General features: G+C 60.1%; 12 protein-coding genes. 6 read left to right on the top strand and 6 right to left on the bottom strand.

From position 1 onward, the window contains the following. Nucleotides 1–33 precede the first annotated feature (33 nt). The 5 genes from pyk to rplT all read left to right on the top strand — a co-directional run bounded on the left by pyk (nt 34) and on the right by rplT (nt 4,476). Nucleotides 34–1,479 (top strand): pyruvate kinase, encoded by a 1,446-nt coding sequence (gene pyk / locus ACXAC3_RS18175; protein ID WP_475163182.1) that lies wholly within the window; start codon nt 34–36, stop codon nt 1,477–1,479. 233 nt (nt 1,480–1,712) lie between these two features. Next, on the top strand, nt 1,713–2,150 hold the full coding sequence (locus tag ACXAC3_RS18170) for a universal stress protein (RefSeq protein WP_475163180.1): 438 nt from the start codon (nt 1,713–1,715) through the stop codon (nt 2,148–2,150). A gap of 12 nt (nt 2,151–2,162) precedes the next feature. Beyond that, nucleotides 2,163–3,713, top strand: coding sequence for an alanine/glycine:cation symporter family protein (locus ACXAC3_RS18165; protein WP_475163178.1), 1,551 nt, complete (start codon nt 2,163–2,165; stop codon nt 3,711–3,713). A gap of 182 nt (nt 3,714–3,895) precedes the next feature. After that, nucleotides 3,896–4,096 (top strand): 50S ribosomal protein L35, encoded by a 201-nt coding sequence (gene rpmI, locus ACXAC3_RS18160; RefSeq protein WP_010443552.1) that lies wholly within the window; start codon nt 3,896–3,898, stop codon nt 4,094–4,096. Nucleotides 4,097–4,110: 14 nt separating this feature from the next. Beyond that, nucleotides 4,111–4,476, top strand: a complete 366-nt coding sequence (gene rplT, locus ACXAC3_RS18155) for a 50S ribosomal protein L20 (protein ID WP_152457001.1) — start codon at nt 4,111–4,113, stop codon at nt 4,474–4,476. Nucleotides 4,477–4,590: 114 nt separating this feature from the next. Here the strand turns inward: rplT and ACXAC3_RS18150 are convergent, their stop codons facing one another. Both ACXAC3_RS18150 and ACXAC3_RS18145 read right to left on the bottom strand, forming a co-directional pair. Further along, nucleotides 4,591–6,150, bottom strand: coding sequence for a hypothetical protein (locus ACXAC3_RS18150; RefSeq protein ID WP_475163172.1), 1,560 nt, complete (start codon nt 6,148–6,150; stop codon nt 4,591–4,593). A gap of 202 nt (nt 6,151–6,352) precedes the next feature. Beyond that, nucleotides 6,353–7,744 carry an aminotransferase family protein gene (locus tag ACXAC3_RS18145; RefSeq protein ID WP_475163170.1) on the bottom strand — a complete coding sequence of 464 codons (1,392 nt, stop codon included), beginning with the start codon at nt 7,742–7,744 and terminating at the stop codon, nt 6,353–6,355. Between the two features lie 222 nt (nt 7,745–7,966). Between ACXAC3_RS18145 and ACXAC3_RS18140 the strand changes: the two genes are divergently transcribed. Next, a complete protein-coding gene (locus ACXAC3_RS18140; protein ID WP_475163169.1) occupies nt 7,967–9,595 on the top strand; it encodes an acyl-CoA synthetase in 1,629 nt (542 codons plus the stop codon). Here ACXAC3_RS18140 and ACXAC3_RS18135 read toward each other — a convergent pair. The 4 genes from ACXAC3_RS18135 to ACXAC3_RS18120 form a co-directional block, all read right to left on the bottom strand. After that, nucleotides 9,592–9,933, bottom strand: a complete 342-nt coding sequence (locus ACXAC3_RS18135; protein ID WP_475163166.1) for a DOPA 4,5-dioxygenase family protein — start codon at nt 9,931–9,933, stop codon at nt 9,592–9,594. The genes ACXAC3_RS18140 and ACXAC3_RS18135 overlap by 4 nt on opposite strands. 87 nt (nt 9,934–10,020) lie before the next feature. Beyond that, a complete protein-coding gene (maiA, locus tag ACXAC3_RS18130; RefSeq protein WP_475163163.1) occupies nt 10,021–10,659 on the bottom strand; it encodes a maleylacetoacetate isomerase in 639 nt (212 codons plus the stop codon). A 4-nt stretch (nt 10,660–10,663) separates the two neighbouring features. Next, nucleotides 10,664–10,861 carry a DUF2783 domain-containing protein gene (locus tag ACXAC3_RS18125; RefSeq protein ID WP_475163161.1) on the bottom strand — a complete coding sequence of 66 codons (198 nt, stop codon included), beginning with the start codon at nt 10,859–10,861 and terminating at the stop codon, nt 10,664–10,666. Between the two features lie 5 nt (nt 10,862–10,866). After that, nucleotides 10,867–12,477 carry an FAD-dependent oxidoreductase gene (locus ACXAC3_RS18120; RefSeq protein ID WP_475163157.1) on the bottom strand — a complete coding sequence of 537 codons (1,611 nt, stop codon included), beginning with the start codon at nt 12,475–12,477 and terminating at the stop codon, nt 10,867–10,869. Nucleotides 12,478–12,587 lie beyond the last annotated feature (110 nt).

The raw sequence follows: 12,587 nt of genomic DNA, 5'->3' as shown, positions 1-12,587 counted from the left end.
GGTAACATCGACGACGTGAGGAGAGCAAGACCAATGCGACGCCTGAGAAGTGTAAAGATCGTGGCGACGCTGGGGCCGGCGTCCAACAACTATGACACCATCCGCGCCCTGCACGAGGCCGGGGCCGATGTGTTCCGCCTGAACATGAGCCATGGCAGCCATGACGAGATCCGCGAACGCCACCGCATCATCCGGCAGGTGGAAAAGGACCTGGACAGCCCGATTGCGATTCTGGCGGACCTCCAGGGGCCAAAGCTGCGCGTCGGCGTGTTTGCCAATGATGCCGAAGAGCTGGAGGAGGGCGCCACGTTCCGGCTGGACCTGGATCCTGCGCCCGGTGATGCCGGTCGCGTCTGCCTGCCGCACCCCGAAATTTTTGCTGCGCTGGAAACCGGCGCGCGCCTGCTGGTCAATGACGGCAAGATTCGTCTGATCGTGCAGGATTGCGGCCAGGACTACGCAAATTGTACGGTCGAAGTCGGCGGAACCATATCGAACCGCAAGGGTGTGAATGTTCCGGATGTCCTGCTGCCACTGGCCGCGCTGTCGGCCAAGGATCGCGATGATCTGGAATTTGTCTGCCAGCTGGGGGTCGACTGGCTGGCGCTGAGTTTTGTGCAGCGCGCCAAGGATGTGTTCGAAGCGCGGGCGCTGGCCGATGGCCGAGCCTCGATCCTGTCCAAGATCGAAAAGCCCGCCGCTGTCGAGGCGTTTGACGATATCCTCGATGCATCGGACGGGATCATGGTCGCGCGGGGCGATCTTGGGGTGGAGCTGCCGGTCTCCGCAGTGCCGCCGATTCAAAAGCGCCTGGTGCGCAAGTGCCGCGGCGCAGCCAAGCCGGTGATCGTTGCAACCCAGATGCTGGAAAGCATGATCGAAAGCCCGATGCCAACGCGGGCTGAGGTTTCGGATGTGGCGACGGCCATCTACGAAGGCACGGACGCCATCATGCTCAGCGCGGAATCCGCGGCCGGGTCCTATCCGGTTGAGGCCGTACAGACCATGAACAAGGTCGCGATCGAGGTTGAGGCCGACCCGACCTATATGCAGATCATCGCGGCATCGCGTACGGCGCAGGGTACAACGATTGCCGACGGTATCGTGGCCGCCGCGCGCGAAATCGCGGAAAAGACCGATATCAAGGCCATCTGCTGCTTTACTCAAAGCGGTACAACGGCCCTGCTGACCGCCCGGGAACGCCCCGAGGTTCCAATCATCGCGATGACACCAACCACCGGCACCGCGCGCCGCCTGTGCCTGAGCTGGGGCTGTCATTGCGTGATGACGCCCGAGTTGGAGCGGTTCAAGAGCGCGGTCGTCAACGCAGCCCGCGCCGCCCGCGCAGGTGGGTTCGCGTCCGAGTCCGATCAGATCGTGGTCACTGCCGGCGTTCCCTTTAACGTGCCCGGAACAACCAATATTTTGCGCATCGCGCCTTGTGATGAACGCCTGATCTACAACACCGATCCGGGTTGATCCGAGCTGGCATTTTCGCTCATGGCGCGGAAATGCCTGTTTTTTAGGCGAAAAAAGTATAATAATTACATACGTTTGCCGGGTTCTTGGTTGAGCCCGGCAAAATCCTCTCTATTTTTCGGTGATTTTCCCGGATACTCGTTCTCAGGGGCAGTCTATTCATAAGTTCCAGGTTCCGGCTGCTCCGCCGGGGGCACGGGCCCCGGTTCAATCAACGATAACGGAGGAACGTCATGACAACGAAAATTGTCATAGGACTGGACGGGACAGAAACCGGAGAGCGCGCGATCGCCTTTGCCAAAGACCTGGCCGAGCGGATCGGGACATGCGAATTGCTTGTGGTCTATGTCATCGAATGGTCCCCATTTACCTTTCAGACACCAGAGGAAAACGCCCTGCGTCACAAACGGCGCGAGGAAGAGGTGGATCTGGCAACGACACGCATCGTCACACCGGCGGTCGACGCGTTGAACGGCGCGGGCTTTTCCGCGCACGGCATTGTGCGCCATGGCGACGTGGCCGAGACGCTGAACACGATCACAGTTGAAAATGGCGGCTCGCAGATCATCGTCGGCCGCGCCTCGGCGGACGGGTTCAAGAAACGCCTGTTCGGCAGCTCGACCCAGAATCTGGTCATGCATGCCGATGTTCCGGTCACCGTTGTGAATTGAGGGAGGGACGAGATGACTAATTTGAAACATTTGGGTCTTGCCGCGATCACCACCCTGATTGCCAGCCCCGCAGCGGCGCAAGAGGCAGTAGGTCTGGACGACAAGATCAATCAGGCCTTTGCCGATTTTACCGGGCCGTTTGTCAGCTTTATCTTCGCACCGTTTCCGGGAACGGGCTTCCCGTGGATCGTGGGGTGGCTGGTAGTCGCGGCGACGGTTTTCACGCTGTATTTCGCATTTGTGCAGCTTCGGTTCTTTAGCCACGCGATCAGCCTTGTGAAAGGCGACTATTCCGATCCCAACGACGCGGGTGAGGTCAGCCACTTTCAGGCTCTGGCCACGGCTCTGTCCGGTACGGTCGGTCTTGGAAACATCGCCGGTGTGGCGGTTGCTGTCGGAATCGGCGGGCCCGGGGCGACGTTCTGGATGATCATGGCCGGCCTGTTGGGCATGGCGTCGAAATTCACCGAATGTACGCTGGGTGTGAAATACCGCAATGAATACGATGACGGCACCGTTTCGGGTGGTCCGATGTACTATATGTCCAAGGGTTTTGCCGAACTGGGTCTGCCCGGCGGCAAGATTTTGGCCATCCTGTTCTCGATCTTCTGTATCCTTGGTGCGCTGGGCGGGGGCAACATGTTCCAGGCCAACCAGGCGCATCAGCAGATCGCGGGCATCGTAGGGGATTACCCCGGGTGGATCACCGGTCTGGTTTTCGCGGCTATCGTTTTCCTTGTGATCGTGGGTGGCCTCAAATCCATCGCGCGCGTGACCGAAAAAGTGGTGCCGTTCATGGGCGTCATGTATGTGGCCGCCGCACTGGTCATCATCATCATGCATGCCGATCAGATCGGCTGGGCATTCGGTCAGATCTTTGCAGGCGCCTTCACCGGTCTCGGTGTGGCAGGCGGCATGGTCGGCGCATTGATCCAGGGCTTCCGTCGCGCGGCGTTTTCGAACGAGGCGGGCGTGGGTTCCGCGGCGATTGCGCACTCGGCCGTGCGGACCAAGGAGCCGATAACCGAAGGTTTTGTATCCCTTCTTGAGCCGTTCATCGATACCGTTGTGATCTGTACCATGACCGCGCTGGTGATCATCATCACCCAGCAACTGATCGTCGATCCGCAAACCGGCCTTTACATGCTGACCGAAGACGGCAGCGCGATTGCGACGGTAGACGGTAACTCGGGCGTCAGCCTGACCTCGGCGGCCTTTGCCAGCGCCTTTGGCTGGTTCCCCTATGTGCTGGCCATCGCGGTGGTTCTGTTTGCCTTCTCGACTATGATCAGCTGGTCCTATTATGGCCTTAAGGCCTGGACCTATCTGTTCGGTGAAGGTCACACCAAAGAACTGGTGTTCAAGATCATCTTCTGCATCTTCGTCGTCATCGGTGCCGCAGCCAATCTTGGCCCGGTCATCGACTTCTCGGACGCGGCGATCTTTGCGATGGCGGTTGTGAACGTCTTTGCGCTCTACTTCCTGATGAAAGTGGTGCGTCAGGAACTGGCGTCATACGCCGAACGGCTGAGAACCGGAGAAATCCGCAAGTTCGGCCACTAAAACCTGACACCGGGGCGGCATACGTCGCCCCGGTGTCCCCCGGGATCGCAAAAAGCGCAGATTCTGGTCCAAACCCCCTTGCCAGTATGAGCGAACTTGCGTAAACGGCGCTTCTGATCGCGTGACCGGCCGAGATGGCATGCCGAGTCGCGTTTGAAACCGAACCCCGAAAGGAGACGGAAATGCCTAAGATGAAGACAAAGTCGAGTGCCAAAAAGCGCTTTAAGGTGACTGCGACCGGTAAGGTCCTTGCTGGCCAGGCCGGCAAACGGCACGGCATGATCAAGCGGACCAAGAAATTCATCCGCGACGCCCGTGGCAACACCACCCTGTCCGCCCCCGACGCCAAGATCGTCAAGGGCTACATGCCCTACGACCGCTAAGAGGAGATTAAGAGATGTCCCGCGTTAAAGGTGGAACCGTAACTCACGCCCGTCACAAGAAGGTCATCAAGGCCGCCAAAGGTTACTATGGCCGCCGCAAGAGCACCTTCAAGGTTGCCCGTCAGGCCGTCGACAAGGCCAACCAGTATGCAACCCGCGACCGTAAGAACCGCAAGCGCAACTTCCGCGCGCTGTGGATCCAGCGTATCAACGCTGCTGTGCGTTCGCATGACGAGGCTCTGACCTATTCCCGCTTCATCAACGGCCTGAACCTGGCCGGTATCGAAGTGGACCGCAAAGTTCTGGCCGACCTGGCCGTGCACGAACCGGAAGCGTTCGGCGCGATCGTCGCCAAAGCTCAGGCCGCTCTGACCGCCTGATCCTCTTTCGAGAGACAGTGAATGAAAGGGTCGTTCCGAACCGGAGCGGCCCTTTTTTGTTTTCGCGACAGATTAGGACAACAGAACCCAGTGCTTTGAACTGAAAACAGGCGGTCAGGGCGATCGGACAAGGTCAGGGTGCTTGCGACCATCAATTTCAGCCACAACTGGCCCCTCAGCCAGATCGTCGAAGAACCTGTTCATAGCCTGTTTGCTGTCGTCGCTCTGCCTGACATCCGAAGTGGCCGGGATCGAAGACGCGCCGGCGTGGTGGTGCAACAGGGAATAGAGCCTGCCCTGCGCGCGCGCGACGGGCGAGATTCGCGTGCACAACGCAATCAGGTCCCGGTCATTGAACGGGTTGACGTAGTTCGGGTTGCCCAGCCCGATCAGGTTCGCGCCCAGAGTGTTGGGCAGCAAAAGCTCCGTAAACGCCAGATCGTATGTGCGATGCCGGGCGCATTCCGGCAACGTCGCCATCCAGGCACTATAGCGGTCGCCCCAATACGAGGTGTTTTCCTCGGCCGGACGACCGCCAAGGACCAGTTTTGCAATCGCATGATCAACGGAAAACGCGAAATTCCTGCGCGGCCATTGATTTGCCCCGGCAATGTCCAGAACGTTCCCGCGTAGGACCAGCTCGCAATCGGGCACAAGGGCGGCGGCGACAAGCACGTCCTCGGACCCCTCTTTGTGAAAGCCGGTGCGCATCCTGAACATCCGCTTCAACTGCCGGATCTGTACCCGTGACACATGCCCTTCCTGAATGGCCCGGCGTCCGTCGATCAGGGTCAGCGTCCGGCCCAGATCCGCTGCGATCTGCGCACCGACGAAGCAGTCGACCTTGCTTATCCAGTTGATCCTGTGGGTGAAACAGAATTTCACGTCGTCAATCTGATCCCGCGCCAGATAGGCCAGAATTCGGCTGTCATTGCCGCCCGACAGGGGCAAGGCACAGGAATAGCTGCCGATAATGGCGGAAATCGTCTGTTGCAAACGCGACGTCATGGTTTGCGCGGCAGAGTCGATGTCATCAATCTCGGCCAGATTTGTTGTTTCAGTAGGCCAGTGTCGGATCAGCCTGAACGAGCTCAAATCCAGATAGTGATTGGCCATGGCGCGCAGAACATCCGGGTGACAGGTTTGCTGCATCCCGAAATTTCCGCCACGCGACAGGATCAGATTATAGTCAATGTGCGGGTTCACCTTTAGTTCGCCACGTGAGGCCAACAGCGGCGAGGTGGCAACAAGACCGTCCTTTGCATTGTACACAGCCGGCATATCCACAACCGGGTCGAAATAGGCCCGCTGGCCAGCCTGGCACAGAATGATGGCCACAAATTTACCGGCCATCCGGCATATGTTGTCTTCAACATTGGTCCAGAAATCGGTGTCAGAAGCCGCCGCATCCAGCATTAGCGGACTTTTGCTTTGAACCTCGCCCGCGCCCGATACCGCAACCCCCAATAGCCATCCGACAGACTGCCCGGATGCATCCAGAATGTTCTGACGATCCAGTTTGGGGCAGTGGCTCAGAAACCAACCCTGCGCCGGATCAGGGGTTTCCCAATCGGTCAGGTCCGGAACGGGCGCCTGCGACAGGACAAATTGATGAAGAAAAACCGACGGGAAGGCAAAGCCTCGTTCCTGGCAAATTCTCTGACCGGTCAACATGTTCCGGACCTTAGGCAAAGGCTTGGCCAGACGCCAGCAGTTCGTTCAGGTGGATCGCGGCTGGGACATGCCATTCCGTCCCGGGACACTGAAAGTGCGCGGTGGACCTGTCTGTCCCCAAAGAAAAACCGGCGCTGGGATGCGCCGGCTTCTGTTTTTGTACCGCCCCGCCTTTACGGCAAGCGGCGTGCCGTGTCAGGCGTTAGCCAAATACCCGCCCAAGCGCGCCATCGACCGCGTCAGTGATCTGGTCGATGTCATCCGCCGTGGCGATCAGCGCGGGCGAGAAGCACAGCGTGTTGTTCCTGCCGGGGACCGAGCGGTTGGTGACGCCGATGATCACACCTTGCGCCATACAGTCGGCCACGACAGCCTGCGCCAGCTTTTCGTCCACCGGTTCGCGGGTCGACCGGTCAGCCACCAGTTCGGCGCCCAGGAACAGGCCCTTGCCGCGCACGTCGCCCACGACCTTGTGCTTTTCCATCAGCGCCTGCAGGTTGCCCATCATGCGGTTGCCCATATCCGAGCAATTGCCCAGCAGGTTCTCATCTTCGATGATCCGCATGTTTTCGATCGCCGCAGCCGGACCGGCGGTGCAGCCGCCAAAGGTCGAGATGTCGCGGAAATAGTTCATCGGGTCCGCCGCGTCATCCTTGAACATGTCAAAGACGTCTTCGGTGGTCACAAGGCAGGCAATCGCCGCATAGCCCGAGGCAACGCCCTTGGCCATGGTCACGAAATCGGGCTTGATGCCATATTGCTGGTAACCGAACCAGGTGCCGGTCCGACCGACGCCGCAGACGACCTCGTCGATATGCAGCAGGATGTCGTACTTCTTGCAGATCTCCTGAACGCGCTGCCAGTAACCCTCGGGGGCTTCGATGACGCCGCCGCCGGCTGTGACCGGCTCAAGGCACAGCGCGCCGACGGTTTCAGGGCCTTCGCGCAGGATCACTTCTTCGATCTGATCCGCCGCCCATTCGCCAAAGTTCTCCTCGGGTGCGCCGTTCAGTTCATGCTTGCGGTATTCCATGCAGTGGGGCACGCGAACAAAGTCAGGGGCAAAGGGGCCATACTGCGCGTTGCGCTCGTCCTGACCACCCGCTGACATCGCCGCGAGGGTCGAGCCGTGATAGTCGCGGTCGCGGTACAGGATTTTGGTCTTTTTGCCGCCATAGCGCTTATGCGCGATCTGGCGCACCATCTTGAACGCCTTCTCGTTCGCCTCGGACCCCGAGTTGGTGTAATAGACGCGGCTCATGCCCGGCATTTTGCTGATCAGCTTTTCGGCAAAGATCGATCCCGGGATCGAACCTGCCGAATTGGCGAAATAGCACAGTTTCATCAACTGGTCATAAACCGCCTTGCAGATCGATTCGCGGCCATAGCCGACATTCACCGTCCAGACGCCGCCTGAGACGGCATCCAGATGCTCTTTGCCGTTCTGGTCCCAGACGCGCATGCCCTTGCCTTCGACAATGATGCGCGGATCGTTGGTTTCAAAGGGCTTATGCTGGATCAGGTGGTGCCAGATATGGGCGCGGTCAGCCTCGACCACGCGGGAAAGATCGTTTTCGTTGAACGTGCCGTCCATGACATGTCCTTTCAGAAAAATTGGGTGCTCTGGGTGCGGGAACGATGCCGCCCCGGCTTGTGTTTTCGATGGCTCAGATCACCGCGAATGGCCATCGGTAGATAGGGCCAGATTGCATCATCCCGTAGCGCCAGTCCATGCCTTCGGCGTATTTCTACGGGTTTGTCAGACGTCCAAGTTTGTGTTCAAGTCGCGCAGGTTTTGACGTGGGAGGGTCAGCCAATGACAGAGGCCAACATATACGAGCGTCATCTGGACAAGTGCCGGGCGAATTACACGCCCCTGTCCCCGCTCAGCTTTATCGAACGGACGGCGCTGATCTACCCGGATTACCCTTCGGTGGTCTATCAGGACCGCCGCTATTCATGGGGTGAGACCTATGCGCGCTGCCGTTGTCTGGCAGGTGCGCTGGCCGCACGTGGAATCGGCAAGGGCGACACCGTGTCGATCATTGCGGCCAACATCCCCGAGATGTATGAGGCCCATTTCGCCGTTCCGATGACGGGCGCCGTGCTGAACGCGATCAACACCCGGCTGGACGCGCCGATCATTGCCTTCATCCTGAATCACGCCGAATCCAGGGTGCTGCTGGTCGATCCCGAGTTTTCGGGTGTGGTGAAACAGGCGCTGGATCAGGTCGATCACGATATTCTGGTCATTGATATCGAAGACCCAAGTTATGACGGCGGTGAAAAGCTGGGAAGCCAGACCTATGACGCGCTGCTGGCCGAGGGTGATCCCGAGTTCGCCTGGTCATTGCCGGATGACGAATGGGATGCGATCACGCTGAACTATACCTCTGGTACGACGGGCAATCCCAAAGGCGTGGTCTATCACCACCGGGGCGCGGCCCTGAATGCGCAGTCGGACCTGCTGGACTGGGATATGCCGAAACATTCGGTCTATCTTTGGACCCTGCCGATGTTCCACTGTAACGGCTGGTGTTTTCCCTGGGCGATGGCGGCCAATGCCGGTGTTTCGGTCTGTCTGCGCGCGGTCCGGGACGAACCGATCTACGCGGCTTTCCGGGACGAGAAGGTCACCCATTTCTGCGGCGCCCCGATCGTTCTGAACATGCTGGCCAACGCGCCCGATCACCTCAAGGATTTCGATCATCAGATCAAGGTGATGACCGCCGGAGCACCACCACCGGCTGCCGTCATCGCAAACATGGAGAACATGGGTGTCGAGGTAACCCATGTCTATGGCCTGACCGAGACCTATGGCCCCTCGGTCGTCTGCGCCTGGAAGGACGAATGGAACAGCAAAGAACCCGAGGAACGCGCCGCGCTCAAGGTGCGGCAGGGGGTCCGCTATACCGCCCTGTCCGGGCTGATGGTGGCTGATCCGGACACGCTGAACCCGGTGCCCGCCGATGGCGAAACCTTGGGTGAGATATTCATGCAGGGCAACGTCGTCATGAAAGGGTATCTGAAAAATGCCGAGGCAACGGACAAGGCGTTCCGGGGCGGCTGGTTTGCGTCAGGCGATCTGGGGGTGATGCATCCGGACGGGTATATCGCGCTGAAGGACCGGTCCAAGGACATCATCATCTCGGGTGGCGAGAATATCTCGTCGGTCGAAGTGGAGGATATTCTTTATAAACACCCGGCGGTGATGGAGGCCGCAGTGGTTGCGCGCCCGGATGACAAATGGGGCGAAACCCCCTGCGCATTCGTCGAACTCAAGCCCGGGGCGCAGGCGACCGAGGCAGACATCATCACTTTCTGCCGGGACAACATGGCCCATTTCAAGGCCCCCAAAACGGTGGTGTTCGGGCCGTTGCCGAAAACCTCGACGGGCAAGATCCAGAAATTCAAGCTGCGGGACCAGGCGCGGGCGCTGGCTTAGGCGCCCGTCCTGTCAAAGATCGACAGGTCCAGGTCGAGCATTTCACCCATCCAGACACTGCGGTCCCGGTGATCGGCCAGGTGGTCACCGGTTTCGGGGTGGGTCAGGATGGTCAGCCCGCGGCGGTTCAGGATCAGCCAGGGAAACACCCGGTCAAAATCTGCGGCGTCAAAACCCAGCTGACAGCTCCAGCGCGGGTGCGGGCCGACGTTGCGGGTCAGCATCCGACCCATCCGAACGGGCAGCAAACGCGCTGCCTCTTCACAAACCTGTTGTGCGATGTCCTGCGTATCGGCATCAAAATAGACATGGGCGTGATAGCCGGTGATTTCAGGCATCGCGGGCTCCTTCATAGGTCTCACCGAGGGTAGGATTGCCGCTCGGCAATTCCTATCCGCGCCAGAACACAGACCCTGTGCATCGTCTCAGGTGGGGGCGTGAGCGTCCGGGTGGGCGGCCACGAATGCGGGATGTTCCCCACAGGCGGCCTCGACACCCAGAGTGCGCGGCAAGCCCGAAAGGTCGACCTGCCAGCGGCGCGCATTGTACAATTGCGGGACCAGGCACAGGTCCGCCAGTCCGGGCCGGTTGCCGCTACAATAAGGGGCCTGTTCGAAACCGCTCAGCAGCGTCTCAAATGCCAGCAGGCCGGGGCGGACAAAGTGTTGCATCCAGTCGCCGGGCATCCCTTCGGACTGTCCGCTGAGGCGCGTTGCGTATTGCGCAACCGACAGGTTGCACACCGGATGCACATCCACAGCGAGCGAATGCGCAAGCGCAATCACCGCCGCTCGGTGCGCGGGGTCCGCCGGCAAAAGACCCAGCCCCCGCGTCTGATCCAGATAGTCGATGATGGCCAGCGATTGCGTCAGCCGCAGCCCGTCAATCTCCAGCACCGGAACCAGCCCTTGTGGATTGCGTTCCAGATGGCTGTCCGTGGTCTGTTCCCCGGCCCTCAGATCCACTGAAACGGCGTGATAGGCGACCCCGGCAAGGTTCAGCGCAATCCGAACCCGATAACTGGCCGAAGACCGCCAGTAGTCATACAGCACCACCTCGCTCATGCGGTCAGTGACCTTTGAACGCGGCGGCATCCAGGGCCTGGGCCAGCACATCGGATTTTCCGATATGGTTAGCCAGCACCAGCACCAGCCGCGCGTTCAGGGCGTCGCTTTCGGCTTTGTCCAGACCCTCATGCGTGGCCAGAAGACCGGCGTAAAAGGCATCGGCATCGTCGATATTCGGGGTGAGGATCAGATCGGTCATGTCGCTTACTCCTTACCGGTCGCCCGGCGGATCGCCTGCCGGAACGCGTTTTCTTCGTAATTGTCGCGGCGCGCGGCCACGTGCTGGTCCGGCCGGATCAGGTAGACCGCGCTGGTGGCATCGCCCAGATACCGGCGCTTGAGTTCCAGCGTCAGGTCGTCCTTGACCGACAGGGCCAGCCGGGTGACTTCGACCCCACCTTCCTCGATCCGGTCCGGCGCATCGGCATCTATGGTCAACAAAGTGAATTTGCCGGCCAGTTTTGGCAACAGAAAATCGTCCCCGAGCGGCGCATCCGGGCAGGCCGACCCCGGACGTGTCAGATCGGGGCCGTTCAGTGCATCCGCTGAGCTCAGCGAACTTCGCTCATAGGTGCAGGGTGTGCTCAGCCGGCCGGAATTGACCAGTGGTCTTGCGAATTCGTAATGTTCGCTCAGGTCCAGAACCGCGTCCCGGAACAGATGCGACTGTTCGGATTTCGGCGTGATGAACTCGGTCGAGCTGGTGGACATGCGGATGTTCTCATCGGCGGCCTGGACCCGTTCGCGGCTGTAGCTGTCCAGCAGAAGGTCGGGTGCGGTTCCGTCGATAACCAGCTTCAGCTTCCAGCACAGGTTATCCGCGTCCTGCATGCCCGAGTTGGCTCCGCGCGCGCCAAACGGGCTGACCTGATGCGCGCTGTCGCCTGCAAACAGCACGCGGCCATGGCGGAACCGTTCCATCCTGCGGCACTGGAAGGTGTAGATCGACACCCATTCCAGCTCGAACTCGACATCGTCACCCAGCATCGCCTTCAGGCGCGGGATGACGTTTTCGGGCCGCTTTTCGCGTTCCTTGTCGATATCCCAACCCAGTTGCAGGTCGATGCGCCAGACATTGTCCGGCTGCTTGTGCAGCAGCGCGGATTGCCCGCGATTGAACGGCGGATCGAACCAGAACCACCGTTCCGTCGGGAAATCGGCCTGCATCACCACGTCAGCGATCAGGAAGTTGTCCTCGAACACGCGCCCTTCGAAATCCAGCCCCAGCATCCGGCGGGTCGGCGAATTGGCCCCGTCGCAGGCGATCAGCCAGTCGGCCTCGACGTTATAGGGGCCTTCCGGCGTTTCGACTTCGAGTTTGACATGATCGTCATGGGTGCCGATGGCTTCGACCTTGTTGCGCCCACGGATTTCGATCGGCGCGCCGTCGGCCTGCAATTCCCGCACGCGGTCAACCAGGGCGTTTTCAAAGTAATATTGCTGCAGGTTGATGAAGGCCGGGTTCGCATATCCTTCGTCCGGTTGCAGGTTGAAATCATAGACCTGGCGGTTGTCGAAGTAGACCTTGCCGACATTCCACAGCACGCCCTTGTCCACCATCCGGCGTCCGGCGCCCAGACGGTCGGCAATGTCCAGCGTGCGCTGAGAAAAGCAGATCGCCCGGCTGCCAAAGCTGACCTTGTCATTGTCGTCCAGAACGACAACGCTGATCCCTTGCTGGGCCAGGTCGATGGCTGTGGCCAGACCCACAGGCCCGGCGCCGATCACGATGACCTTGTGGCGTACCGGCCTTGTCGCGTCCTGATCCGGGCTGCGGATGTAGGCATAAAGCGGGACTTCGAAGATCTTGTTCATGGGCTCTCCCCCGATGCTGATGCGCCTGGGCGCCAAGGTCCTGTTCCCCGGTGCGACCGCACCGGGGTCTTGCCTGATGCTCTCACCGATGGTTCCGGGGCAAAACGATC

The organism is Ruegeria sp. ABV4_181 (assembly GCF_056158465.1).
This window is presented reverse-complemented; position numbering and strand designations above follow the sequence as displayed.